The organism is Jiangella muralis (assembly GCF_001270745.1).
GTDB classification, from domain to species: domain Bacteria; phylum Actinomycetota; class Actinomycetes; order Jiangellales; family Jiangellaceae; genus Jiangella; species Jiangella muralis.
Window position 1 is genome coordinate 19,474 of the sequence record NZ_LFXL01000032.1, and the last position, 23,314, is coordinate 42,787.

The window sequence follows — 23,314 nt, forward strand, 5'->3', positions numbered from 1 at the left end:
CTCGGCGGCCGCTGAGCGGCCCGGGGGGTCGTCGCCGCCCCAGTAGGGTCCGGTGCATGGAGCAGCCGGTCATCGTCGTCGCCGTGGCGGTCGTCGCGGTGTCGCTGGCCGCCGTGCTGCTGACCCGGCTGGTTCGCTCGCGGCTGGTGCTGGGCACCACCGAGGACCAGACGACGTACCGGATCCTGCACACGACGAGCCTCGCCTCACCGGAGCTGCGGGCCGGGCTGGCCGCGGGCGCCGACAAGGCGGTCCGGCACCTGCGCGAGCTACTGGCGACGCCCGCCATGGCGCTCACGGACGGTGACGACGTCGTGACGTGGGACGGCGCCGGCGCGAACCAGCACGTGCACGACGTCCGGCGGCATGCGGCCCGCGCGCTCGACGGCAACACCGACGTCCTCGGCCCGCCCGTCGTGGAGTGCGACCGGCTCGACTGCCCCATCCGGCACGCCGTCGCCGCCGCCCTGACGACCGACGAGCGGGTGGCCGGCGCGCTGATCGCGTACACATCGACGAGGCCGTCCGCCGGGCTCGTCCGCGCCGTCGAGGAGGTCGCCCGGTTCGTGTCCGGTCAGCTGGAGCTGGCCGAGTTCGACCGCGAGCGGGCCAAGCTGGCCGAGGCGGAGATCCGGGCGCTGCGGGCGCAGATCTCACCGCACTTCATCTACAACGCGCTCGGCGCCATCGCGTCGTACGTCCGCACCGACCCCGAGCACGCCCGCGAGCTGTTGCTGGAGTTCGCCGACTTCACCCGGTACTCGTTCCGGCGGCACGGCGACTTCACGACGCTGGCCGAGGAACTGCGCTCGATCGAGCGGTACCTGACGCTGGAGAAGGCGCGCTTCGGCGACCGGCTCTCGGTGACGCTGCGGGTCGCGCCCGAGGTGCTGCCCGTCGCCGTCCCGTTCCTGTGCCTGCAGCCGCTGGTCGAGAACGCCGTCCGGCACGGGCTGGAGGGCCACGCCGACCCCGGCCACATCACGATCATCGCCGAGGACGCCGGCAACGAGGCCCTGATCAGCATCGACGACGACGGCGTCGGCATGGACCCGGAGCTGGCCCGCGGCCTGCTCACCGGCGACGCCGGCGACCGGGTCGGCCTCGGCAACGTCGACGAGCGGCTGCGCGCCGTCTTCGGCGACGAGTACGGCCTGGTCATCGAGACCGCGCACGGCGCCGGGACGAAGGTCAGCCTGCGAGTGCCCAAGTACCGCCCCGGCGTGCACGCGACCTAGCGTCCGGTGGACGCACACGCATCATGCGACGCAATCTATACACGTGACCATGGAGAAGCGCCTCGCCAAGAGCGAGGTCTGGCAGGCTCGCATCCCCACCAAGCTGGCTCGCGATCTGGAGCAGGACGCCGAAGTGTTCGGCTTGAACGGCCGCAGCGAGATCGTCCGCGAAGCCCTAACCATGCTGCACCGGCGCGCGGATGAGCAGCGCATGGCCGACGGGATCGCCGAGTACTACGGCGGGAAGCAGGCTCCGCTGCCCGCCGGCATCGACCGCTGATGTCGGGCTGGCTCCCCAAGCGCGGGGAGATCTGGGACGCGGACATAGCCGTGGTCGGCGTGCACTCCGCGGTCGTGCTCTCGGCCGCCGGCCTCAACGAGCGACTCGGGCACCTCACGGTCGTCCCGATCACCGGCACCCGCGGCCCCGCCGTGACGCATGTCCGTCTCGACAAGGCCGGGCTGACCGGTTCTCAGCCATCCTATGCCGACGCGACCTACCTGCGGCAGGTGAAGAAGGAGCAGTTCATCGAGCGGCGAGGGCTGTGTTCGGAGGAGGAGATGTACCGCATCGAGAGCCTGGTCCGGGTGTACCTCGGCCTGTAACCTCGCCGCCATGCTCAGCGTTCTGGCGGTCGATGACGAGCCACCGGCGCTGGCCGAGCTCGCCTACCTGCTGGAGCAGAACGAGCACGTCGGCCAGGTGCTGACGGCCGGTGACGGTGCGGCGGCGCTGCGTCTGCTCGAGCAGCAGCACGTCGACACCGTCTTCCTCGACATCCGGATGCCCGGCCTGTCCGGCCTCGACCTCGCCCGCGTGCTGGCCCGGTTCCGCCGTCCGCCCGCCGTCGTCTTCGTCACGGCGTACGACGACCACGCCGTGGCCGCGTTCGACCTCAACGCCGTCGACTACGTGATGAAGCCGTACCGGCGCGAGCGGCTGTTCGAGGCGATCCGGCGGGCGACGGACGCGGTGAGTGACGCGCGGGCGGCCGGCGACGACGGGGACGACGAGACCATCTCGGTCGAGCTGGGCGGCGTCACCCGGTTCATCCGGCGCAGCGAGGTCGCCTACGTCAGCGCTCAGGGCGACTACGCGCGGCTGCACACCGCCGACGGCGGCAGCCACCTGCTGCGGATGCCGCTCGCGACGCTGGAGGACCGCTGGGCGCCGGTCGGGTTCGTCCGCATCCACCGCAGCTACCTGGTCGCGCTGACGTCCATCGAGGAGCTGCGCGCCGACGCCGGGCGGTACACCGTCGTCATCGGCGACACCACGCTGCCGGTGAGCCGCCGGCACACGCGTGAGCTGCGTGACCGGCTGGTCCGGCGGGCCGGCGGAACCCGATGACCGAGCGCGTCACCGTCACCGGACCGCGGCGGCGCCGGCCACCGGCCCGCCGTCGCGCCGTCACCGCGGAGATCGACGCGCAGACGCAGCTCGGCGAGGTGTACATGCGGGCGCTGCTGCGCGCCCAGCTGCGGCTCAGCCTGGCCGTCGCCGGCGTCGTGCTGGGGCTGCTGGCGACGCTGCCGCTGCTGTTCGCCGTCGCCCCGCGGGTCAACGCGATCGAGCTGGCCGGCGTGCCGCTGCCGTGGCTGGTCCTCGGCGGTCTGGTCTACCCGGCACTGGTCGCGGCCGCCTGGTTCTACATCCGCGCGGCCGAACGGGTCGAGCGCGACTTCGGCGACATGGTGAACCGCCGGTGAGCACGACCGCGGGCATCGTCGCGGTCGTCCTGACGGCGGTCGCGACGGTGCTGATCGGCATCTACGGCGTCCGCGCGGCGCGCACGACCAGCGACTTCTACGTCGCTTCCCGCACGGTGACGCCGTGGTGGAACGCGTCGGCGATCGGCGGCGAGTACCTGTCCGCGGCGTCGTTCCTGGGCGTGGCCGGGCTGGTGCTGGCGTACGGGACCGACATGCTGTGGTTCCCGGTCGGCTACACCGCCGGGTACCTCATGCTGCTGGTGCTGGTGGCGGCGCCGCTGCGGCGATCCGGGGCGTACACGCTGCCCGACTTCGCCGAGGCGCGGCTGGAGTCGGCGGCGGCGCGGCGAGTGGCCAGCATCCTCGTCGTCACGATCGGCTGGCTGTACCTGCTGCCGCAGTTCCAGGCCGCCGGGCTGACGCTGCGCACCGTCACCGGGGCGCCGCAGTGGGCCGGTCCCGTCGTCGTCGCGGTCGTCGTGCTGGTGAGCGTGCTCGGCGGCGGCATGCGCAGCATCACGTTCGTCCAGGCGTTCCAGTACTGGCTGAAGCTGACCGCGCTGCTGGTGCCGGTGATCTTCCTGCTGCTGGTGTGGTCCGGCGACGGACGGCCCGAGCTGGCGGCCCCGGGCGAGCCGGTGTTCGAGCAGCCGACGTCGGTCGAGGTCACCATCGACGTGACGGTGGACGTGCCGTCGCGGGTGGTGGTGACGGCGGACGGGTCACCGCTGGTGCTCGAGGAGGGGTCGCACGACATCGAGGCCGGGACCGTGCTGGACTTCCCGGCCGGCGCGCCGATCCCGCACGCGTCGTCGCTGACACCGATGACCGGCGAGGCGTGGGCGCTGCCGCTGACCTCGGGCGGCGACCATCCGCTGTACGGGACGTACTCGCTGATCATCGCGCTGTTCTTCGGCACGATGGGGCTGCCGCACGTGCTGGTGCGGTTCTACACCAACCCCGACGGACGGGCCGCGCGGCGGACGACGCTGGCGGTGCTCGGGCTGCTGGGCGTGTTCTACGTGCTGCCCGGGTTGTACGGCGCGCTGGGCCGGTTGTACACGCCGGAGCTGCTGCTGACCGGGCGGACGGACGCCGTCGTGCTGGTGCTGCCCGGGCGGCTGATCGACGGGGTGGCGGGCGAGGCGCTGTCGATGCTCGTGACGGCGGGCGCGTTCGCGGCGTTCCTGTCGACGTCGTCGGGGCTGACGGTGTCGGTGGCCGGCGTGCTGTCGCAGGACCTGCTGCACGCGCGGGTCCGCAACCCCGTCACCGGGTTCCGGCTGGGCGCGTTCCTGGCGCTACTGGTCCCGATCGGGCTCGCGTTGACCAGCCCGTTCCTCGGGATCGCCGACGTGGTCGGCCTCGCCTTCGCCGTCGCGGCGTCGTCGTTCTGCCCACTGCTGCTGCTCGGCATCTGGTGGCGGCGGCTGACCTGGCCGGGCGCCGTGGCGGGGTTGCTGGTCGGCGGCGGCGCCTCCACCGTCGCCGTCGTCGTGACGATCCTCGGCGGGCCGCAGTCCGGGTGGATCGGCGCCCTCCTCGCCCAGCCGGCCGCCTGGACGATGCCGCTCGCCTTCCTCGTCATGATCGCCGTGTCGCTGGCGACGCGGCAGCACATGGCGCCGGGCGTCAACCGCACCATGGTCCGCCTGCACACCCCCGAGAACCTCGACCTCAACCGCGGCGACTGGGACCCCGAGGACCGCTGGCGCACGTGACGCCGGTCAGCTTTGTCCGGCCGCGCGCCGACTCGAGCAGTCGCGCGGCGGCGCGTGCCGCCTTCCTGACATCGGCCGCGCTTGCGCCCAGGTGGCTGTAGCCGGCCTTCGTCTTCATCGACAGGAGCGCGGCGAGGTGCCCGCTCGACCCGGAGTCGGCGGCCTTCAGCAGTCCGATCGCCTCGGCATGGTTCTCCCCCGTCGAATGCTGCCCGAGCCGCGCACAGCAGATGACGTCCGACGCGGCGATACCCGCATGCACGTAGAGCGTGACGACAGCATCGTTCAACTGCTCGATGTCGTCGAGCAGTTCGATGTCGTCGGCTGCTTGGAGGAAGCATCGCGGCCGAGCACGAACGTGTTCCCATCGCTCAGACCGTCCCCGGTCGCAGTCGCCTGCCCAGCCAGGATCGATCGCCTGCGATGGTCAAACCCGTCCGCAGGACCTCGCGTAGCACGGGCTCGCCTCGCGACGGGCCCAGTTCGGCGACGGTGTACTCCAGCGGCCTGACGTCATTGCCCGTCCACCCCACGACCGATTCGACGAGGTCGCCCACCTGCTGCTCCCAGATCGTCTCGTCGGTGTCATTCGCGCGGACCAGTAGCAGGTCGATGTCGCTGTCCGGTCTCATCTCGCCCCGACCGGCCGAGCCGAACACGGCGGCATACACGGGCCGCTGTTCCCAACCGGCGAGCTTCTGTTCGATCCGGCTCAGGAAGGTGCTTCGCAGGTTCGCCAGGCCGATGATGTGTTGTGCCGCGAGGTGGTGGTGGTTCAGCCGGTAACTGACCGCCGGCCCGACCCGTTCCGCCGCGACGACCCCTTGCTCGGTCAGCCGGTGCAGGACCTTGCGGATGCCTTCCGCAGACCCTCGGCCCAGCACTCGCCCGAGTTGCCCGGTGGTGAAGGCGCGGTCGGCCAGGGCGAGAGCCGTCAGCACCGGGCCGTCGAGGGTCGGCGTCACCACGGCCAGCGGCTGCGACAACTGCATGAGGTCCTCCGTGTGCCAACTATTGTTGCTCCACACCAACAATAGTACAGTTATCCCCACTATTGTTCGCCTAGCGGCGTGGATCCGGACGACCGTTCGTCGCAGCTCATCGACCGTTCGTCGCAGGGCGTGGACCCGCACGCCGCAGGCTCGAACCGCTCACCGCACGCCTCCGTGCGGCATCTCCCGAGGCCGGAGCGCGCCGCCCTACCGTGGCGCCCCACAACCGGATCACTGTGAGCCGGACCACATGACGACGAGGAGGTCGGAGCGTGGCCAGTCTCGAGACACCCCCGCCCGAACGCGCCCTGCCCACCGCCGACGAATACGAGCGCATGCAGGCCAGCCCGGAGTTCGCCGAGCTGCGCCGGCGGTTCCGCAACTTCGCGTTCCCCATGACCGCGGCCTTCCTGGCCTGGTACCTGCTGTACGTGCTGCTGTCGACGTACGCAGTCGACTTCATGTCGCAGCGGGTGGTCGGCAACATCAATGTCGGCCTGCTGTTCGGTCTCGGCCAGTTCGCGTCGACGTTCCTGATCACGTGGCTGTACGTCCGGCACGCCAACCGGAACCTGGACCCGATCGCCAAGCAGATCCGTGACGAGCTGGAGGGGGCGCGCTGATGGAGACCCATGTCGGCAGTCCCGGCGTCAACATCACGATCTTCGCGCTGTTCGTCGCGGTCACGCTGGTCATCGTGCTGCGGGCGTCGAAGAACAACAAGACCGCGGCGGACTTCTACGCCGGCGGCCGGGCGTTCACCGGCCAGCAGAACGGCATCGCGATCGCCGGTGACTACCTGTCCGCCGCGTCGTTCCTCGGCATCGCCGGGGCCATCGCCATCTACGGCTACGACGGCTTCCTGTACTCCATCGGCTTCCTGGTGGCGTGGCTGGTCGCGCTGCTGCTGGTCGCCGAGCTGCTGCGGAACACCGGCCGGTTCACGATGGCGGACGTGCTGTCGTTCCGGATGCGGCAGCGCCCGGTGCGGATGGCGGCCGCGACGTCGACGCTCGCGGTGTCGTTCTTCTACCTGCTGGCCCAGATGGCCGGCGCCGGCGGCCTCGTCGCGCTGCTGCTGGGCGTGACCGACCGCGGCGGGCAGGGCGTCGTCATCGCCGTCGTGGGTGCGCTGATGGTGTTCTACGTCCTGGTGGGCGGCATGAAGGGCACCACCTGGGTGCAGATCGTCAAGGCGGTGCTGCTGATCACCGGCGCGTTCGTCATGACGATCTGGGTGCTGGCGCAGCACGACTTCAACCTGTCGCAGCTGCTCGGCGCGGCCGTCGACAGCGCGGGCGGCGCCGCCGGCCTGCTGGACCCGATGAACCAGTACGGCGCGTCCGACACGTCGAAGCTGGACTTCATCTCGCTGGCGCTGGCCCTGGTGCTCGGCACCGCCGGCCTGCCGCACGTCCTGATGCGCTTCTACACGGTGCCGACGGCGCGCGACGCCCGGCACAGCGTGACGTGGGCGATCGCGCTGATCGGGCTGTTCTACCTGCTGACGCTGGTGCTCGGGTACGGCGCGGGCGCGCTGGTCGGCCCGGAGGAGATCCTGGGCGCACCGGGCGGCGTGAACTCCGCGGCCCCGCTGCTGGCCTACGAGCTGGGCGGGACAATCCTGCTCGGCGTCATCGCGGCCGTTGCGTTCGCGACCATCCTCGCCGTCGTGGCGGGCCTGACGATCACCGCGTCGGCCTCGTTCGCGCACGACGTGTACGCCAACGTCATCAAGAAGGGCGAGGTGGAGCCGAACGACGAGGTGCGGGTCGCCCGCATCACCGCCGTCGTCATCGGCGCGGTGGCCATCGTCGGCGGCATCTTCGCCAACGGCCAGAACATCGCGTTCCTCGTGGCGCTCGCGTTCGCCGTCGCCGCCAGCGCGAACCTGCCGGTGATCCTGTACTCGCTGTTCTGGCGGCGGTTCAACACCCGGGGCGCGGTGTGGAGCATCTACGGCGGCCTGGCCACGGCGGTGACGCTGATCGTGTTCTCGCCGGTGGTGTCGGGCAAGCCGGTGAACCCGGCGACCGGCCGCAGCCCGTCGATGCTGCAGGACGTCGACTTCCACTGGTTCCCGCTCGACAACCCCGGCATCATCTCGATCCCGGCCGGATTCTTGTTCGGTTTCCTGGGCGCCCGGCTGTCCAAGGAATACAACAAGGCCAAGTACGCCGAGATGGAAGTCCGGTCCCTGACCGGCGCCGGGGCCGAGAGGGCCACCTCCGCGCACTGACACCGGAGCGCGCTGCCGCCGACCCTTGTCGTCCTTGCCCAGCAGGGCCATGCGATGGTGAGGTTAGACGGCAGCGCGCCCCGATGCGCCGCCGGGCAGTCGCGGTTGCCCAGGATCACTGACACGAGGAGCAGACCGAACGTGACCAATGACGCTCTCTCCAATCTGCTACACGAGGACCGGAGCTTTCCCCCGTCCGCGGAGTTCGCCGCTCAGGCCAACGCCAAAGCAGACCTGTACGAGGAGGCCGCGGCGGACCGCCTGGCGTTCTGGGAGCGCCAGGCTCGTGAGCTGCTGAGCTGGGACACCGAGTGGTCCCAGGTCCTCGACTGGAGCAACCCGCCGTTCGCGAAGTGGTTCGTCGGCGGCAAGCTCAACGTCGCCTACAACTGCGTCGACCGGCACGTCGAGGCCGGCCACGGCGACCGCGTCGCCATCTACTGGGAGGGCGAGCCCGGCGACAGCCGCACGCTGACCTACGCCGACCTGCAGCGCGAGGTCTCCAAGGCCGCCAACGCGCTGACGGAGCTGGGCGTCGGCCACGGCGACCGGGTCGCGATCTACCTGCCGATGATCCCCGAGGCGGCCATCGCGATGCTGGCCTGCGCCCGCATCGGCGCCATCCACTCGGTGGTGTTCGGCGGGTTCTCGGCCGAGGCGCTGCGCAGCCGCATCGAGGACGCGCAGGCCAAGCTGGTCATCACGGCCGACGGCGGGTTCCGGCGGGGTAAGCCGTCGGCGCTGAAGCCGGCCGTCGACGAAGCCGTCGCGAAGTCGCCGTCCATCGAGAAGGTGCTGGTCGTGCGGCGCACCGAGCAGGAGGTCGCCTGGGACGACAGCCACGACGTGTGGTGGCACGACATCGTCGACCGCCAGTCCGGCCAGCACGACCCGCAGCCGCACGACGCCGAGGACACGCTGTACATCCTGTACACGTCCGGCACCACCGGGAAGCCCAAGGGCATCAAGCACACGTCGGCCGGCTACCTGCTGCAGTCGGCGTATACCCACCTCAACGTCTTCGACCTCAAGCCCGAGACGGACGTGTACTGGTGCACGGCCGACGTCGGCTGGGTCACCGGGCACAGCTACATCGTCTACGGGCCGCTGGCCAACGGCGCCACGCAGGTGATGTACGAGGGCACGCCCGACTTCCCCGAGGCCGGCCGCTGGTGGGACATCGTCGAGAAGTACAAGGTCAGCATCCTGTACACCGCACCGACGGCCATCCGCACGTTCATGAAGCAGGGCGACGAGATCCCCGGCCGCCGCGACCTCTCGTCGCTGCGCGTCCTGGGCAGCGTCGGCGAGCCGATCAACCCGGAGGCGTGGATCTGGTACCGCCGCGTCATCGGCGGCGACAGCACCCCCGTCGTCGACACGTGGTGGCAGACCGAGACCGGCGCCATGATGATCAGCCCGCTGCCCGGCGTCACCGCCGCCAAGCCGGGCTCGGCGCAGACGCCGCTGCCGGGCATCGTGGCCGACGTGGTCGACGACGCCGGCAACGTGGTGCCCGACGGCCACGGCGGCTACCTCGTGCTCACCGAGCCGTGGCCGTCCATGCTGCGCACCATCTGGGGCGACGACCAGCGCTTCATCGACACCTACTGGTCGCGCTTCGAGGGCAGCTACTTCGCCGGCGACGGTGCCAAGAAGGACGACGACGGCGACATCTGGCTGCTCGGCCGCGTCGATGACGTCATGAACGTGTCGGGCCACCGCATCTCCACGACGGAGGTCGAGTCGGCGCTGGTGTCGCATCCGAAGGTGGCCGAGTCCGCCGTCGTCGGCGCCACCGACCCGACCACCGGCCAGGGCATCGTCGCGTTCGTCATCCTGCGCACCGCCGCGGGCGACGGCGGCGCCGACGTCGTCCAGGAGCTGCGCAACCACGTGGCCAAGGAGATCGGCCCGATCGCCAAGCCGCGGCAGATCATGATCGTGGCGGAGCTGCCGAAGACCCGGTCCGGCAAGATCATGCGCCGCCTGCTGCGCGACGTCGCCGAGAACCGCGAGCTGGGCGACGTCCAGACGCTGGCCGACCCGACGGTGATGAACCTCATCAGCGACGGCCTGTCGAAGGACTCGTCCGAGGACTGACGCCGCGACGTCCTGCCCCCGCGAGGTTCATCGCGGGGGCAGGAACAGCGTGCCGCGGGCGCCGGCGCGAACGGTGCGGGTCGCGACGGTGGCCCAGGCGGCGAGGAGAAGGACGAACAGCGCGACGGCGGCGACGGTCAACGCCGTCGAGTTCAGGCGCAGGGCCAGGGTGCTGGCCGCGGTGACGCAGGTGCCGACCGGGAAGGTGAAGCTCCACCAGGTCAGCGCGAATGGCAGCTCCGACCGGGCGGCGCGCAGGGTCAGCGCCGCGGCGAGCGCGAGCCACAGCATCGCGAACCCCCAGGCGGGCAGGCCGTACAGGACCCCGAAGACCTCCGCGCCGGTGGCGTACGGACGGGGCAGCGCGGCGGCCGCGACGTCGCCGAGCAGGTTCGCGGCGGTCACCGACTGTCCCAGCGGGCCGAGCACGATCCACAGGGTCGGCGCCATGACCGCCGCGCCCGCGCCGTGGTGCATCAGCCGGGCCCAGATCTGGGTGATGAGGACGAGGCCGGCGATCAGGCTGGCGCCGAACATCGCGTAGCAGGCGACGAGCAGGGTGAGCCGGGGCTGGCCGGCCGGCACGTGCGGGATCAGCGCGGCTCCGGTGGCGGCGGAGACCATCGGCGGGACCACCGGCATGAGCCACCCCCCGAAGGCGGCGTCTGCCGTGACGGTGTGCCCGGTCATCGCGCGGTAGGGAATCCAGACGGACGTGAGCAGCCCCAGCAGGGTGCCGGCGGACCACAGCGCGACCGCGACGGCGACCGACGCCTGGTGGCCGATCCAGTCCCGTCCCAGCGCCAGAGTGCCGGCGCCCACGGTGAGCAGCGCCATCGCCGGGGCACCCCAGAAGTGCGCCAGCACGGGGTTCGCGGCGTGGCCCTTGGCGCGGTCGCGGTGCCGGGTCCAGTGCACGGCCCAGGCCGCGGTGAGCACCAGCAGCCAGGCCGCGGCGAGCGCCCACACCACCGTCGCGGCCGGGCGTAGTCCCGGCGGCTGCACCGGCAGGCCGGCCGCGGCGACGGCCACGATGCCGGTGCCCATGACCGAGGCGAACCAGTTCGGGCCGAGGTGCTCGAACACCCGGGCGGGGTGGTCGAGCTCGCGCAGCAGGCCGAGGGGCCGGCGGGGGCCGGCCGGCCAGCGAGTCCCGGTGGTGCCGTCGGCCGTCATGGTCCCACCGTCACGCAGCACGCGGCCGCCCGGTAGAGCCGGATCGCCGATGGCCTCATAGGCTCGCCTTATGCCGTTGTCTCCCCGCGTGAGCGATCTCGCGACCTTCGACCTGCTGCTGTCGGTGGCCCGCCTGGGTAGCGTCGGAGCCGCCGCGCGGGCGCACGACGTGACGCAGCCGGCGGCCAGCGCGCGCCTGAGCCATCTGGAGCGCAAGCTCGGACTGCGCCTGCTGGACCGCTCCGCGCGCGGGTCCCGCCTGACCGAGCACGGGGCGCTGGTGGCGGACTGGGCCCGTGCGGCCGTCGACGCCGCCGCGGCCATGGACGCCGGCCTGCGGTCGTTGCGCGTCGGCGCGCACAGCCGGCTGCGGGTGGCTGCCAGCCTGACCGTCGCCGAGTACCTGCTTCCGCACTGGCTGGTGGCCCTGCAGGCAGCCGCGCCGGACATCGCCGTGGCGCTGGTCGCGGGCAACTCCGACGACGTCGCCCGGGCCGTGCTGGACGACGAGGTCGAGCTCGGGTTCGTCGAAGGCCCGCAGGTCCCCGCCGGGCTGACCAGCCGGCGGGTCGCCCGGGACGAGCTGACGGTGATCGTCGCGCCCGGCCACCCGTGGGCCCGGCGCCGGTCCGGCATCACACCGGCGGAGCTCGCCGCCACGCCGCTGGTCAGCCGGGAACGCGGCTCCGGCACGCGCCGCCACCTCGAGCGCGCCGTCGGCTCGGCGACGGACGTCGCGGTGGCACCGCCGCTGCTGGAGCTCCCGTCCACCACGGCGATCAAGACCGCCGTCGCGGAGGGCGTCGCTCCCGCCGTCCTCAGCTCGCTGGCCGTGGCCGCGGACCTCGCCGCTCGCACCGTCGTGGCGGTCCCCGTCCGGGACCTCGACCTCACCCGCGACCTGCGCATGGTCCACCGCCGCGGGCGCCGGCTGATCGGACCGGCGCTGGAGTTGTCGGCCATCGCCCATCGCGGGGTCCGCGCCCGCCCGCGCTGACGGCTCACGCGTTCCTGGCCGCCACCTCGAGGGCGACGGAGCGGAGGGCGGCGCGCAAGGAGACGGGCTCGAGCACCTCGACGCCGGTCATCAGGGCGAACAGCTGGGAGGCGGCGACCTGCTCGGACTCGGTCCACAGGTCGGTCTCGGACCAGCCGTCCGCGTCAGGGTCGGACGCGGCGTCGCGGGCGCGCGTCGCCGCCAGGGCGCCGACCGCCGTGTGCAGCCGCCGCAGCGCCGGCGCGGACAGCCGGACGCGGCACCGGTACCGCAGCAGCGACCGGTCGAACTGCGCCGACGACGCCGCCCACCAGCCGCCGAGGTCGAAGTCGTCCGGGCGCCAGGCGGCGTCGGGCCGCACGGCGGCGGCGTCGATGCGGCTCACGCGGTACGTACGCACCTGCTCCCGGTGCGCCGCGACGAGGTACCAGGTGCCGGCCTTGAGCACGAGGCCGAGCGGGTCGAGCAGCCGCGACACCGTCCGGTCGGAGCGCCGGTACGAGACGTCGAGCTGGCGGCCGGACCACACCGCGTCGGACACCGTGGCCAACGCCTCCGGCGGCGCGACCTCGCCGAACCAGCCGGGCGCGTCGACGTGGAAGCGCTCGCGCAGGCGGGCGGCGCGGCCGCGCAACTCGGGCGGCAGCATCGCGATGACCTTCGTCTGCGCCGCGACGAGAACCGTGCCCAGCCCGAGATCCGCCACCGCGCTCGGGACGCCGCCGACGAACAGCGCGGCCGCCTCGTCGCCGGTGAGACCGTCGAGCGTCGTGCGCCAGCCCTCGACCAGCCTGACGCCGCCGCCCGGCCCCGACTCCGTCCACAGCGGGACGCCGGAGGCCTGGAGCGCCGCGATGTCGCGGTACACCGTGCGGACCGACACCTCGAGCTCGTCGGCCACCTCGGCCGCCGTCATGGTGCGCCGCTGCTGCAGCAGCAGCATCATCGCCATCAACCTGCTGGCTCTCACGGGATCGAACCTACGCCAGAACACTGACAGCGGATGTCAGCAATGGACCGGCAGCATAAGGGTTATGACGACCTGGAAGCAGTTCGACGACGAAGTACCCGAGCTGGCGGCGATCGTGCGCACACAACTCACGGCCACCAAGCACCATGTCCTCGCGACACTGCGAGCGGACGGCTCGCCGCGGGTCTGCGGCACCGAGGTCGCCTTCGACGGCGACCATCTCACGCTGGGCTCGATGCCCGAGGCCCGCAAGGCGCACGACCTGCAGCGCGACCCGCGCTACGCGGTGCACAACAACCCCGGCGACGGATCGATGACGGTGCCGGACGTGAAGATCTCCGGCCGAGCGGTCGAGGTCGTCGGCGCGGAGATGGAGGCGTACCGCACCGCGCGCGAGGGCGCCGTGCCGCCGGGACCGTTCCACCTGTTCCGGCTGGGCATCGACGAGGTGGTGCTGGCCGGCCTGAACGACACCCGCACGGGCATGGCGATCACGCTCTGGCGGCCCGGACAACCGGTACAGACATTCGCCCGCGGCTGAAGGGGCGCCGCGGACCCGCTAAAATGTCCATCGGTGTGCCGGGAAGTCTGGTCGGCGTGACATCGCCATGCCCACCACCAGATGAGGTGACGCCGTGCCCCGCCGTCTGTTCGCCCGCTCCACCTGGCCCGAGGCCCAGTACGTCGCGTCCGTGCTGCGCAGCGAGACCACCGGCGGGTTCCTCATGCTGGTGGCCGCTGCCACCGCCATCGTCTGGGCGAACATCGGCACCGACTCCTACGAGGCGCTGAGCACGGCGACCATCGGCCCGTCGGCGCTGCACCTCGACCTCGACCTCGCGACATGGGCGGCCGACGGCCTGCTGGCGATCTTCTTCCTGGTCGCCGGGCTGGAGCTGAAGCGCGAGCTGGTCGTCGGCAGCCTGCGCCGGCCGGCCGAGGCGGCGCTGCCGATCATCGCGGCGGTCTGCGGCATGGCCGGCCCGATCCTCGTGTACGTCATCGTCAACGGCATCGGCGGCGGCCCGATGACGGGCTGGGCGGTGCCGACGGCCACCGACATCGCGTTCGCGCTGGCCGTGCTGGCCGTCATCGGGTCACGGCTGCCGTCGGCGCTGCGGGCGTTCCTGCTGACGCTGGCCGTCGTCGACGATCTGCTGGCGATCCTGCTGATCGCGATCTTCTTCACCACCGACCTGCGCATCTGGCCGCTGCTGGGCGCCGCCGCCATTCTGGTCGCATACGACCTCATGCAGCGCCGCGACATCACCGCCTGGTGGCTGTACGTGCCGATGGGCGTGGTCGCGTGGACGCTCATGCACGAGAGCGGCGTGCATGCCACCGTCGTCGGCGTCGCGTTCGGCCTGCTGACCCGCGCGCACCGCAAGGAGGGCGAGGCGCAGGCCCCGGCCGAGCGCATCGAGCACCGCGTGCGGCCGTTCTCCGCCGTGTTCTGCGTGCCGATCTTCGCGCTGTTCGCCGCGGGCGTCACGATCTCGTCGGACTCCCTGCGCGAGGTGTTCACGCAGCCCGTGGCGCTGGGCGTCGCGCTCGGACTGGTCGTCGGCAAGGCCGTCGGCATCTTCGGCGGCACCTACCTCACCGCGCGGTTCACCCGGGCCGAGCTCAGCAACGACCTGACTTGGGGCGACGTATTCGGCCTCGCGACCATCGCGGGCATCGGCTTCACCGTGTCGCTGCTGATCGGCGAGCTGGCCTTCCGCGACGACGCGCACAACGCGGAGCTGGTCAAGATGGCGGTGCTGGTCGGTTCGCTGCTGGCGGCGGTGCTGGCCACCATCGTGCTCGGGCGGCGCAACGTCATCTACAAGCGGCTGGCCGAGGAGGAGTCGCGCGACGACGATCACGACGGCATCCCGGACGTCTACCAGGCCGAGGAGCGGGGTACTCAGCCGTGACCCGTCGGCCCGTCTAGGCGCCCATGCCTGCCGACCTGCTCTAGAGTCGAAGTCGAGGCCACGCCGGCAGCCCGCCGCCGGGGCCGACGTGATTCGTGACTACTGCGACGAGGGGGTTCCGGATGGCCGCGCGGGCAACCAGTGAGGCCGACGGCTCGGCCTCCATCGGCCAGCTCGTGGCCTCCATCAAGGACGACCTCACCGGGCTGGTCCGGGACGAGATCGAGCTGGCGAAGGCCGAGCTGAAGCAGGACGCCAAGGAGGCCGGACTCGGTGTCGGCCTGATCGCGGCGGCCGCGCTCCTCGGCCTGCTGATGGCGATCCTCGGCTCGTTCGCCCTGGTATACGGCGTCCACGCGCTCGGACTCGGCCTCGGCTGGTCGTTCCTCGTGGTCACCGGGTTCTACCTACTCGTCGCACTCCTCCTGCTGCTGGTGGCCCGGGGCCGATTCGGCAGGATCTCCAAGGCCGAGCGGACGAAGACCACCGCCCGCGCGGCCGCCCACGCTCTGAAGAGGTCCAGCAACAGCACGTGATCACCAACGACGCACATCGCCAGACGGTCGAGATCCCCGGCCCCTGGACGCATCGGACCGTCGCCGCCAACGGCGCGCAGTTCCATGCGGCGGAGATGGGGGACGGCCCCCTCGTCCTGCTCCTGCACGGGTTCCCGGAGTTCTGGTGGGCCTGGCGGCACCAGCTGCCCGCGCTCGCCGCGGCCGGCTGGCGCGCCGTCGCCCTCGACCTGCGCGGCACCGGTGGCAGCGACAAGACCCCGCGCGGGTACGACGCGTTCACCTTCGCCGCCGACATCACCAGCGCGATCCTCTCGCTCGGCGAGCGCCGCGCGGTGCTCGTCGGGCACGGCTGGGGCGCCTACGGTGCGTGGACGGCGGCGGCGATGCGGCCCGCGCACGTCGACGCGCTCGCCGTGCTGTCGATGCCGCATCCGCTGGTCCTGCGCCGGCACCTGCTGAAGGGCCGGCTCCGGCGCAGCGGCTCGCTGGCCTGGGTGCAGACCCCGATGGCGCCGGAGCGGCGGCTCATCGCCGACGACGGCGCGCACGTCGAGACGCTGCTGCGGCGCTGGTCGGCACCGGGGTCGACGTTCCCCGACGACGAAGCGTCGCGCCACTACCGCGCGGCCATGCAGCTGTGGCCGGCCCCGCACTGCGCGCTGGAGTACCAGCGCTGGCTGTTCCGCTCGCTGTTCCGCGGCGACGGCCGCCGGTTCGCCAAGCGCGTCCAGGACCCGCTCACCATGCCGGTGCTGCAGGTACACGGCGTCCAGGACTCCAATTTCGACATCGAGCTGGCGGCGGCGTCGCGCGAGCTGGTGGCCGGCGAATACCACTGGCTGTCGCTGGAGGCGGCCGGGCACTTCCCGCACGAGGAGACGCCGGACGCCGTCACCGACGCGCTGCTGGACTGGCTGGAGAAGCAGCGCGACCGGACCGACTGACCGTATGATCGTCGACGTTCGTGTCGCTGCGAGGAGCTGAGAGGACGTGGGGTTGATGTCGGCGCGCCAGGCCGCGGCCTGACTTCACCCTGACCTCAGTCACCCGAACACGAACGGGATTCCTTTCTATGCACTCGCAGTGGATCACGCGCGCCGAAACCGGCGCCGACATCGCGGCCATCCGCGACATCACCATCGCGGCGTTCGACCGCCCGGCCGAGGCCGACCTCGTCGACGCGCTCCGCGCCGACGTGTCGTGGATCGACGGCCTGTCGATCGTCGCGGCCGCACCCGACGGCCCCGTCGTCGGGCACGCCCTGCTCACCCGCTGCCACATCGGCGACACTCCGGCGCTCTGCCTCGGGCCGTGCTCGGTGCGGCCGGGGCAGCAGAAGTCCGGGGCCGGCTCGGCCGCCATCCGGGCCGCGCTGCGGGCCGCCCACCAGCACGGCGAACGCTTCGTCACGGTGCTCGGGCACCCGGAGTACTACCCGCGGCTCGGCTTCGAGCGCGCCTCGGCGCACGGCATCGGGGCGGGCTTCGACGTGCCCGACGACGCACTGATGGCGCTCACGCTGGACGACGCGCACCCGCTGCCGTCCGGCACCATCCGGTACGCCGCACCGTTCGGCGTCTAGACCGACCGGCCGGCGCGGAGGGTGTGTCTCCCGGGTCTCGGCCGCGCAGTAGGCCATGGACCCGGGAGACCCACCCTAGGTGCAGGAGCCGGTCGACACCGGCTCCGTCGCCTCGGCCGCGCCGGCGGCGACGTCGGCGAACTCGCTCGGCGCCAGCGCGTAGCCGGTGTCGGGATCGGTCAGCGACGCCGCGAACACCACGCCCAGCACGGTGCCGTCGGGCGAGATGAGCGGGCCGCCGGAGTTGCCCGGCCGGATGCTGCCGCGCAGCGAGACGACCTCACGGGTGATGGTGTTCTCGTCGTAGATGTCGTGCCCGATCAGCTCGTGGACGTCGCGGACGCGGACCTCCTCGCTGCGCAGCGGGCCGTTGTTCGGGTAGCCGATGACGGCGGCGTCGTCGCCGTTGCCGGGGTCGTCGGAGGCCATGGTGAGCTGGTCGAGCGGCAGCCCGGGGACGGCGAGCACGGCGAGGTCGGTCTCGGGGTCGAACGCCACCACCTGGGCGGCCAGCGGGTCGCCGTCGGGGAAGGTGACGACCGGCTCGCGGACACCGGCCACCACGTGGGCGTTGGTGAGGATGCGCTCGGGCGCGACCACGAAGCCGCTGCCGGTGATGACCCGCTCGCAGGCGTCGGCCCGGCCGGTGATCTGGACGACGCTCTCGGCCGCCGTGCGCACCTCCGGGTCGCGGCGCAGCAGGCTGCCGGGCGGGCCGACGTCGATGATCGGCTCGGCCGCCCACGGGACCACGACCTGCGGGAACCCACCGGCCGCGACGACGTCCTCGAAGGCGTCGCGCAGGCTGTCGGGCGAGATCGGGACGGCTTGGTCGACCAGGTGCAGCAGCCGCGACTCGCGGACGCCGGGCGACGCGTACGGAACCGCCGCGGTGGAGATGGCCAGCCCGACGGCCCAGGCGGCCAGCAGCAGGCCGGCCACGCCGAGGACGGCGCCACCGGCGGCGTCGAACTTCTTCGCCGGCTGCGACGACACCTTCGACCGCACCCAGCCGCCGGCCCAGGCCAGCACGCCCTGCCCGATCGACGCGACGCCGAGCACCAGCAGGACGGCCAGCACCGACACCCCGAGCCCGGGGTCGAAACTGCCGAGGACCAGCGGCACCAGCAGCAGCCCGGCGACCGCGCCGCCGACGAAGCCGACGAACGACAGCAGGCCGACGACGAAGCCATGGGTCCAGCCGGTGTAGCCGACGACGACCGCCAGGATGATGATGATGAGGTCGACGGCGTTCAAGCCCAGCGTCACGACCCACCTCGACCTTCACGGCTCAGGCCCGCCCCCGTGGGCAGCGGCTCGACCAGAGTACGATCCCACGGCTCGGCGATTCCGGCCGCATCGAACAAGGCGGACAGAACCCCCGCGGTGAACCCCCAGATGAGCAGGCCGCCGGCGCGGAACGCGGGCCCGGACTGGCCGGACGGGTAGCGCAGTTGGAGCCGGTGGGCGGGGTCGGTGAGCTCGCTGACCGGGATGCGTTGCACCGACGCCACCTCGCCGGGATCGGCGACGCGCACCTCGCACGGTTCGCGCCACCACGCCAGCACCGGCGTGACCGAGTAGTTCGAGACGGAGATCCACAGCGGCGGCAACGTGGCGACGACCTCGACGCCGGCGGGGTCGACACCGGTTTCCTCGGCGCACTCGCGCAGCGCCGTGCCGACCGGGCCGGCGTCGCCGGGCTCGGCGCCACCGCCGGGGAACGCCGCCTGACCCGCGTGGGTACGCAGCCCGGCCGCCCGCTCGATCAGCAGGACGTCGAGCCGGCCGTCGGTCTCGCCGAACAGCAGCAGGACCGCGGACTCGCGCGCGGTGTCGTCAGGGGCGGACCAGCGGCCGGCGTGGTCGGCCCACACGCCGGTGGCGGCGTCGGCGACGCGCCGCAGCCATGGTGGCGGGCCGTCGGCAATCGTCATGCACGCGGCCCTTCACGGACCAACTTGGCGGCCACCTTGGGGTCGGTAGGGCCCTCGCCGTAGGCCGGGCACAGCCGGGCCAGCGGGCACGCCCCGCAGGCCGGACGGCGAGCGTGGCAGCGGCGGCGTCCGTGCCAGATGACGCGGTGCGACAGCATGGTCCATTCGCTCTTCGGGAACAGCGCGCCGATCTCGGCCTCGACCTTGTCGGGGTCGGTCTGGGTGGTCCAGCCGAACCGGCGCACCAGCCGCCCGAAGTGGGTGTCGACGGTGATGCCGGGGACGTCGAACGCGTTGCCGAGCACGACGTTGGCGGTCTTGCGGCCGACGCCGGGCAGCGTGACGAGGTCCTTCAGCGTGCCGGGCACCTCGCCGCCGAAGCGCTCGACCAGCGCCTGCGACAGCCCGAGGATGGACTGGGTCTTGGCCCGGAAGAACCCGGTGGGCTGGATGATCTTCTCGACGTCGTCGCGCTCGGCGGCCGCCAGCGCGACGGCGTCGGGGTAGCGCGCGAACAGCGTGGGCGTGACACCGTTGACCCGGACGTCGGTGGTCTGCGCCGACAGCACCGTGGCGATCAGCAGCTCGAACGGTGTGGTGAAATCGAGCTCGCAGTGCGCGTCGGGATACAGGGCGTCGAGCTCGCGGTTGATCTTGCGGGCCCGCCGCGTGCGGGCGAGCGGGGATTCGGTAGCGGCCATCGACACCACTTCACTCTACGGTCTGGGACCGACAGGCCGACGTTTGCGCGGGGAAACGCTGCTGTGGGGGCGAATGGTCCGCCATGATGGCCCCACGGCACAATGGGTTGCGGCCGACGTGACGCGAAACACCAGACCGTTGACCGCGCGTGGCTCGACGGCAGGGAGGATCTGGCAGTGGTTGACGACGTTCTACGGAGCGCTCTTCTGTTCCGCGAACTCGACGACGAAGCGGCCGGCGCGCTACGTGCGTCGATGACCGAAGTGCACCTGAGCCGGGGCGAAACCCTGTTCCGTGAGGGCGACGAGGGCGACCGCGTGTACGTCGTGACCGAGGGCAAGATCAAGCTCGGCCGTACGGCCCCCGACGGCCGCGAGAACCTGCTGGCGCTGCTGGGCCCGGGTCAGATGTTCGGCGAGCTGTCGCTGTTCGACCCCGGCCCGCGCTCGGCCACGGCCACGGCCGTCACCGACACCACGCTGTGGAGCCTCAGCCACAACGACCTCACGCCCTGGCTGACGGGGCGGCCCGAGGTGGCCCGTGGCCTGCTGCTGCAGTTGGCGTCGCGGCTGCGCCGGTCCAACGACATCCAGACCGACCTCGTCTTCTCCGACGTGCCGGGCCGGGTGGCCAAGCAGCTGCTGGACCTCTCGACCCGGTTCGGCGTGCCCTCCGAGGAGGGCATGCGGGTGGTCCACGACCTCACGCAGGAAGAGCTGGCCCAGCTGGTCGGCGCGTCCCGCGAGACGGTGAACAAGGCGCTGGCCGACTTCGTGTCGCGCGGCTGGCTGCGGCTCGAGCAGCGCTCGGTCGTCGTCCTCGACGTCGACCGGCTGCGCCGCCGGGCCCGCTGAGGTCGTCCGCTCAGCCGAGCGCGCGCAGGTAGACGAGCGTGGCTTCGACAGTGCGCTCGGCGGCCGGCCAGAGCGCGCGATCGACGTCGGCGTAGACCACCTCGACGACGTCGCGGGCGGTCCGCGCGCCGCCGGCCAGCGCGGCCCGGACCTGCTCGATCCGCTGCAGCCGATGCGCCACGTACTCGTCGACGACGCCCACGGCGCCGGCCCGCAGCGGGCCGTGTCCGGGCAGCAGCAGCGCGTCGCCCGGCACGGCGGTGCGCAGCAGCTCCAGCGACGCCAGATAGTCGCCGAGGTCGCCGTCGGGGTGCGACACGATCGTGGTGCCGCGGCCGAGGACGGTGTCGCCGCTGAACAGCAGCACCGACTCGCCGTCGTCGGCGACGAACGAGACGGAGTCGGCGGTGTGGCCGGGCGTGTCCAGGACGGTGAGGCCGAAGTCGTCCAGCCGCTGCCCGTGCGGCGGCAGCTCGGCGTCGGCGCCGCTGGCGGCGGGGTCGCGGGCCAGCACCGGCGCGCCGCCGGTCAGGTCGCGGAACAGGTCGACGCCGCCGCAGTGGTCGGGGTGGTGGTGGGTGATCAGCCCGACCGACACCGGGCCGAGCGACATGAGCGCGTCGAGGTGCTCCTCCAGCCACGGACCGGGGTCGATGACGACGTTGCCGTCGCCGGTCCGCAGCACGTAGGTGTTGGTGCCGTCGAGGGTCATCGGGCCGGGGTTGTCCGCCCGCACCAGCCGGCACCACATCGGCAGCGCCACGTCGGTCACTGAACGTCTCCTGGGTCGTCGCCGGGGAAGTCGGGGTCGCCGGGCAGCAGCGCCCACACCCGCTCGCCGTCGTCGAGCCAGCCGGGGATGACGGTGTCGACGGCCCGGCCGGCTCCAGCGGCCAGCGCCTCGGCCGTCGTCGCGAACCCGGTGAGCGAGGCCAGCACGACCGCCGTCGGCGGCAGCATGACCCACTCGCCGGCGTCGCCGCGGGCCAGCGCGTCGGCCGGCCGCACCCACTCCACCGCCGACGCCTCGCCGGACACGTCGGCGGTCTCCTGGCCGGACGGCAGCGCCGCCAGATAGAACCAGGTGTCGTAGCGGCGTTCCTCGAACCTCGGCGTGACCCAGCGCGCCCACGGCACGAGCTCGCCGGGCGTCAGCACGACGCCGGTCTCCTCGTGCGTCTCACGGATCGCCGCCCGGACGAACGCCTCGTCCGCGTCGGCGCCGTCGGCCGGGTCGACCTTGCCGCCGGGGAACGCCAGCATGCCCGCGGCGAAGGCCATACCGACATGCCGGACGTGCACGTACGCCTCCACCCCGGCGGCGGTGTCGCGCAGCAGCACGACCGTCGACGCCGGGCGGGCCGGGACGACCGGCAGGGTCCCGGCGGCGAAGGCCCGGGCCCGCTCCGCGATCGGAGCGGGCAGGGCACGCCGGTCCGTCAGCCCACCTCGACGATCATCTCGACCTCGACCGGCGCGTCCAGCGGCAGCACCGTCAGGCCGACCGCGCTGCGGGCGTGCTGGCCGAGGTCGCCGAAGACCTTGCCGAGCAGCTCGCTGGCGCCGTTGATCACCTGCGGCTGGCCGGTGAAGTCCGGCGACGACGCGACGAAGCCGAGCACCTTCACCACGCGCGTGACGGCGGACAGGTCGCCGACCTCGGCGCGGACGGCGGCCAGCGCGTTGAGGGCGCACTGCTGAGCACACTCGTACGCCTGCTCCGGCGTGACCTCGGCGCCGACCTTGCCCTTGTGCAGCAGCTCGCCGTCGCGGAACGGCACCTGGCCGGACGTGTACACGAACGAGCCGCTGCGCACGGCCGGCACGTACGCCGCGACCGGCTTGATGACGTCGGGCAGGCTCAGGCCGAGTGCGGCCAGCCGCTCTTCCGGGGTGCCCGTCATTCCGCCCTCTCCCGCTTGAAGTAAGCCACCACGTTCTCGGGGTTCATGCCGGGGACGATCTGGACCAGCTCCCAGCCGTCCTCGCCCCAGTTGTCCAGGATCTGCTTGGTCGCGTGCACCAGTACCGGTGCGGTCGCGTACTCCCACTTGGCCATGGGCGCGAGCCTAGCTGGGCCGCTGCTGGGCCCAGCGCGACCCCTGGCCGAGGTGCTCGTCGAAGACCAGCCAGGTGCGGGTGCTCTGCACGCCGGCGACGTCCTGGATGTGTTCGAGCACGACGTGGCGCAGCTCGCTGTTGTTGGGCGCGCGGACCAGCGCGAGCACGTCGAAGTCGCCGCCGACCAGAGCGAAGTGCTCGACGTACGGCAGCGAGCCGAGCGCGGCCGACACCTCGCGCCAGGCGTTCTGCTGGATCGACAGCATGACGTAGGCGCTGGTGGCCAGCCCCGCCCGTTCGGGATTCACCTGGGCGGAGAAGCCGGTGATGACGCCGTCGGCGAGCAGGCGGTCGACCCGCGCGTAGGCGTTGGCGCGCGACACGTGGGCGCGTTCGGCCAGCTGCCGGATGGACAGCCGGCCCTGGTCGACGAGCTCGGCGAGGATGCGGCGGTCGACGTCGTCGAGATCGCGGGCAGACGAACGGCCGGTATTCCAGGTGTGACCGCCATCACTAGGAGACGTTTGGTCGCTCATGAGCGTTCCTCACTGCCAACTGTCACGGCTTTCGGCCGTTTGTAGAGATGACCATC

Annotated in this window: 28 protein-coding genes; 16 read left to right on the forward strand and 12 right to left on the reverse strand. The window is 72.2% G+C overall.

Annotated elements, in window-relative coordinates:
* The first annotated feature begins 56 nt into the window (after positions 1-56).
* Genes ACW62_RS25190 through ACW62_RS25215 form a run of 6 tightly spaced genes read left to right on the forward strand, consistent with a single transcriptional unit; the run spans position 57 to position 4,672 of the window.
* Positions 57-1,238: a sensor histidine kinase gene (locus ACW62_RS25190; RefSeq protein WP_053206871.1), complete on the forward strand. Its 1,182-nt coding sequence runs from the start codon at positions 57-59 to the stop codon at positions 1,236-1,238.
* 43 nt (positions 1,239-1,281) lie between these two features.
* A complete protein-coding gene (locus ACW62_RS25195; RefSeq protein WP_053206872.1) occupies positions 1,282-1,518 on the forward strand; it encodes a hypothetical protein in 237 nt (78 codons plus the stop codon).
* The gene (locus ACW62_RS25200) at positions 1,518-1,844 is read left to right on the forward strand and encodes a type II toxin-antitoxin system PemK/MazF family toxin (RefSeq protein WP_053206873.1); all 327 of its coding nucleotides are present in this window, start codon (positions 1,518-1,520) and stop codon (positions 1,842-1,844) included. The genes ACW62_RS25195 and ACW62_RS25200 overlap by 1 nt, the downstream gene beginning before the upstream one ends.
* Positions 1,845-1,854: 10 nt before the next feature.
* Positions 1,855-2,589, forward strand: coding sequence for a LytR/AlgR family response regulator transcription factor (locus tag ACW62_RS25205; protein WP_053206874.1), 735 nt, complete (start codon positions 1,855-1,857; stop codon positions 2,587-2,589).
* A complete protein-coding gene (locus ACW62_RS25210) occupies positions 2,586-2,948 on the forward strand; it encodes a hypothetical protein (protein WP_053206875.1) in 363 nt (120 codons plus the stop codon). The genes ACW62_RS25205 and ACW62_RS25210 overlap by 4 nt, the downstream gene beginning before the upstream one ends.
* Positions 2,945-4,672: a sodium/solute symporter gene (locus tag ACW62_RS25215; protein ID WP_053206876.1), complete on the forward strand. Its 1,728-nt coding sequence runs from the start codon at positions 2,945-2,947 to the stop codon at positions 4,670-4,672. The genes ACW62_RS25210 and ACW62_RS25215 overlap by 4 nt, the downstream gene beginning before the upstream one ends.
* Here the strand turns inward: ACW62_RS25215 and ACW62_RS25220 are convergent.
* Positions 4,629-4,961, reverse strand: a complete 333-nt coding sequence (locus ACW62_RS25220; protein ID WP_205629588.1) for a hypothetical protein — start codon at positions 4,959-4,961, stop codon at positions 4,629-4,631. The genes ACW62_RS25215 and ACW62_RS25220 overlap by 44 nt on opposite strands.
* Positions 4,962-5,043: 82 nt before the next feature.
* A complete protein-coding gene (locus tag ACW62_RS25225) occupies positions 5,044-5,664 on the reverse strand; it encodes a nucleotidyltransferase domain-containing protein (RefSeq protein ID WP_053206877.1) in 621 nt (206 codons plus the stop codon).
* A gap of 335 nt (positions 5,665-5,999) precedes the next feature.
* Between ACW62_RS25225 and ACW62_RS25230 the strand changes: the two genes are divergently transcribed.
* The 3 genes from ACW62_RS25230 (at position 6,000) to acs (ending at position 10,006) form a co-directional block, all read left to right on the forward strand.
* Positions 6,000-6,287, forward strand: a complete 288-nt coding sequence (locus ACW62_RS25230; protein ID WP_083460167.1) for a DUF485 domain-containing protein — start codon at positions 6,000-6,002, stop codon at positions 6,285-6,287.
* Complete coding sequence (locus tag ACW62_RS25235) at positions 6,287-7,903, forward strand: solute symporter family protein (RefSeq protein WP_053206879.1); 1,617 nt, start codon at positions 6,287-6,289, stop codon at positions 7,901-7,903. The genes ACW62_RS25230 and ACW62_RS25235 overlap by 1 nt, the downstream gene beginning before the upstream one ends.
* 141 nt (positions 7,904-8,044) lie before the next feature.
* Positions 8,045-10,006 (forward strand): acetate--CoA ligase, encoded by a 1,962-nt coding sequence (gene acs, locus ACW62_RS25240; protein WP_053206880.1) that lies wholly within the window; start codon positions 8,045-8,047, stop codon positions 10,004-10,006.
* A 27-nt stretch (positions 10,007-10,033) separates the two neighbouring features.
* On the opposite strand, the gene ACW62_RS25245 is transcribed toward acs, so the two are convergent.
* Complete coding sequence (locus tag ACW62_RS25245) at positions 10,034-11,182, reverse strand: TDT family transporter (protein ID WP_053206956.1); 1,149 nt, start codon at positions 11,180-11,182, stop codon at positions 10,034-10,036.
* A 70-nt stretch (positions 11,183-11,252) separates the two neighbouring features.
* Between ACW62_RS25245 and ACW62_RS25250 the strand changes: the two genes are divergently transcribed.
* Positions 11,253-12,179 carry a LysR family transcriptional regulator gene (locus ACW62_RS25250; protein WP_053206881.1) on the forward strand — a complete coding sequence of 309 codons (927 nt, stop codon included), beginning with the start codon at positions 11,253-11,255 and terminating at the stop codon, positions 12,177-12,179.
* 4 nt (positions 12,180-12,183) lie between these two features.
* On the opposite strand, the gene ACW62_RS25255 is transcribed toward ACW62_RS25250, so the two are convergent.
* The gene (locus tag ACW62_RS25255; RefSeq protein WP_053206882.1) at positions 12,184-13,149 is read right to left on the reverse strand and encodes a helix-turn-helix transcriptional regulator; all 966 of its coding nucleotides are present in this window, start codon (positions 13,147-13,149) and stop codon (positions 12,184-12,186) included.
* Positions 13,150-13,213: 64 nt separating this feature from the next.
* Between ACW62_RS25255 and ACW62_RS25260 the strand changes: the two genes are divergently transcribed.
* From ACW62_RS25260 to ACW62_RS25280, 5 genes are all read left to right on the forward strand, one after another.
* Entirely contained in the window at positions 13,214-13,690 is a 477-nt protein-coding gene (locus tag ACW62_RS25260) for a pyridoxamine 5'-phosphate oxidase family protein (protein WP_053206883.1), read from the forward strand.
* 94 nt (positions 13,691-13,784) lie between these two features.
* Positions 13,785-15,068, forward strand: coding sequence for a Na+/H+ antiporter NhaA (gene nhaA, locus ACW62_RS25265; protein WP_053206884.1), 1,284 nt, complete (start codon positions 13,785-13,787; stop codon positions 15,066-15,068).
* A 122-nt stretch (positions 15,069-15,190) separates the two neighbouring features.
* Complete coding sequence (locus tag ACW62_RS25270; RefSeq protein WP_053206885.1) at positions 15,191-15,604, forward strand: phage holin family protein; 414 nt, start codon at positions 15,191-15,193, stop codon at positions 15,602-15,604.
* A complete protein-coding gene (locus ACW62_RS25275) occupies positions 15,601-16,530 on the forward strand; it encodes an alpha/beta fold hydrolase (protein ID WP_053206886.1) in 930 nt (309 codons plus the stop codon). Before ACW62_RS25270 ends, ACW62_RS25275 begins: the two co-directional genes overlap by 4 nt.
* A 128-nt stretch (positions 16,531-16,658) precedes the next feature.
* Complete coding sequence (locus ACW62_RS25280) at positions 16,659-17,168, forward strand: GNAT family N-acetyltransferase (RefSeq protein WP_053206887.1); 510 nt, start codon at positions 16,659-16,661, stop codon at positions 17,166-17,168.
* Positions 17,169-17,243: 75 nt separating this feature from the next.
* On the opposite strand, the gene ACW62_RS25285 is transcribed toward ACW62_RS25280, so the two are convergent.
* From ACW62_RS25285 to nth, 3 genes are read right to left on the reverse strand one after another with little or no spacing between them, the layout of a single operon-like run.
* Positions 17,244-18,437, reverse strand: coding sequence for a MarP family serine protease (locus tag ACW62_RS25285; RefSeq protein WP_053206888.1), 1,194 nt, complete (start codon positions 18,435-18,437; stop codon positions 17,244-17,246).
* Positions 18,434-19,105 (reverse strand): NUDIX hydrolase, encoded by a 672-nt coding sequence (locus ACW62_RS25290; protein ID WP_053206889.1) that lies wholly within the window; start codon positions 19,103-19,105, stop codon positions 18,434-18,436. Before ACW62_RS25290 ends, ACW62_RS25285 begins: the two co-directional genes overlap by 4 nt.
* Entirely contained in the window at positions 19,102-19,806 is a 705-nt protein-coding gene (gene nth / locus ACW62_RS25295) for an endonuclease III (protein ID WP_053206957.1), read from the reverse strand. The genes ACW62_RS25290 and nth overlap by 4 nt, the downstream gene beginning before the upstream one ends.
* 177 nt (positions 19,807-19,983) lie before the next feature.
* On the opposite strand from nth, the gene ACW62_RS25300 reads away from it, so the two are divergent.
* Entirely contained in the window at positions 19,984-20,661 is a 678-nt protein-coding gene (locus ACW62_RS25300; RefSeq protein ID WP_053206890.1) for a Crp/Fnr family transcriptional regulator, read from the forward strand.
* A 10-nt stretch (positions 20,662-20,671) separates the two neighbouring features.
* Here ACW62_RS25300 and ACW62_RS25305 read toward each other — a convergent pair whose 3' ends face one another.
* The 5 genes from ACW62_RS25305 to ACW62_RS25320 form a co-directional block, all read right to left on the reverse strand.
* On the reverse strand, positions 20,672-21,412 hold the full coding sequence (locus tag ACW62_RS25305; protein WP_053206958.1) for an MBL fold metallo-hydrolase: 741 nt from the start codon (positions 21,410-21,412) through the stop codon (positions 20,672-20,674).
* Between the two features lie 17 nt (positions 21,413-21,429).
* On the reverse strand, positions 21,430-22,002 hold the full coding sequence (locus ACW62_RS25310) for an NUDIX hydrolase (protein WP_053206891.1): 573 nt from the start codon (positions 22,000-22,002) through the stop codon (positions 21,430-21,432).
* 98 nt (positions 22,003-22,100) lie between these two features.
* Positions 22,101-22,565 (reverse strand): RidA family protein, encoded by a 465-nt coding sequence (locus ACW62_RS25315; RefSeq protein WP_053206892.1) that lies wholly within the window; start codon positions 22,563-22,565, stop codon positions 22,101-22,103.
* The gene (locus ACW62_RS34330; RefSeq protein WP_157574966.1) at positions 22,562-22,720 is read right to left on the reverse strand and encodes a Sp36 family protein; all 159 of its coding nucleotides are present in this window, start codon (positions 22,718-22,720) and stop codon (positions 22,562-22,564) included. Before ACW62_RS34330 ends, ACW62_RS25315 begins: the two co-directional genes overlap by 4 nt.
* A 10-nt stretch (positions 22,721-22,730) precedes the next feature.
* Complete coding sequence (locus tag ACW62_RS25320) at positions 22,731-23,258, reverse strand: Lrp/AsnC family transcriptional regulator (RefSeq protein ID WP_053206893.1); 528 nt, start codon at positions 23,256-23,258, stop codon at positions 22,731-22,733.
* Between the last annotated feature and the right edge of the window lie 56 nt (positions 23,259-23,314).

Excerpts from the sequence above, each read along its gene's own strand:
- ACW62_RS25190 (WP_053206871.1), top strand. The coding sequence starts at position 57 with ATGGAGCAGCCGGTCATCGTCGTCGCCGTGGCGGTCGTCGCGGTGTCG.
- ACW62_RS25200 (WP_053206873.1), top strand. The coding sequence starts at position 1,518 with ATGTCGGGCTGGCTCCCCAAGCGCGGGGAGATCTGGGACGCGGACATA.
- ACW62_RS25205 (WP_053206874.1), top strand. The coding sequence starts at position 1,855 with ATGCTCAGCGTTCTGGCGGTCGATGACGAGCCACCGGCGCTGGCCGAG.
- ACW62_RS25210 (WP_053206875.1), top strand. The coding sequence starts at position 2,586 with ATGACCGAGCGCGTCACCGTCACCGGACCGCGGCGGCGCCGGCCACCG.
- ACW62_RS25225 (WP_053206877.1), bottom strand. The coding sequence starts at position 5,664 with ATGCAGTTGTCGCAGCCGCTGGCCGTGGTGACGCCGACCCTCGACGGC.
- ACW62_RS25230 (WP_083460167.1), top strand. The coding sequence starts at position 6,000 with ATGCAGGCCAGCCCGGAGTTCGCCGAGCTGCGCCGGCGGTTCCGCAAC.
- ACW62_RS25235 (WP_053206879.1), top strand. The coding sequence starts at position 6,287 with ATGGAGACCCATGTCGGCAGTCCCGGCGTCAACATCACGATCTTCGCG.
- ACW62_RS25245 (WP_053206956.1), bottom strand. The coding sequence starts at position 11,182 with ATGACGGCCGACGGCACCACCGGGACTCGCTGGCCGGCCGGCCCCCGC.
- ACW62_RS25250 (WP_053206881.1), top strand. The coding sequence starts at position 11,253 with ATGCCGTTGTCTCCCCGCGTGAGCGATCTCGCGACCTTCGACCTGCTG.
- ACW62_RS25260 (WP_053206883.1), top strand. The coding sequence starts at position 13,214 with ATGACGACCTGGAAGCAGTTCGACGACGAAGTACCCGAGCTGGCGGCG.
- ACW62_RS25270 (WP_053206885.1), top strand. The coding sequence starts at position 15,191 with ATGGCCGCGCGGGCAACCAGTGAGGCCGACGGCTCGGCCTCCATCGGC.
- ACW62_RS25280 (WP_053206887.1), top strand. The coding sequence starts at position 16,659 with ATGCACTCGCAGTGGATCACGCGCGCCGAAACCGGCGCCGACATCGCG.
- ACW62_RS25290 (WP_053206889.1), bottom strand. The coding sequence starts at position 19,105 with ATGACGATTGCCGACGGCCCGCCACCATGGCTGCGGCGCGTCGCCGAC.
- nth (WP_053206957.1), bottom strand. The coding sequence starts at position 19,806 with ATGGCCGCTACCGAATCCCCGCTCGCCCGCACGCGGCGGGCCCGCAAG.
- ACW62_RS25305 (WP_053206958.1), bottom strand. The coding sequence starts at position 21,412 with ATGTGGTGCCGGCTGGTGCGGGCGGACAACCCCGGCCCGATGACCCTC.
- ACW62_RS25315 (WP_053206892.1), bottom strand. The coding sequence starts at position 22,565 with ATGACGGGCACCCCGGAAGAGCGGCTGGCCGCACTCGGCCTGAGCCTG.
- ACW62_RS34330 (WP_157574966.1), bottom strand. The coding sequence starts at position 22,720 with ATGGCCAAGTGGGAGTACGCGACCGCACCGGTACTGGTGCACGCGACC.
- ACW62_RS25320 (WP_053206893.1), bottom strand. The coding sequence starts at position 23,258 with ATGAGCGACCAAACGTCTCCTAGTGATGGCGGTCACACCTGGAATACC.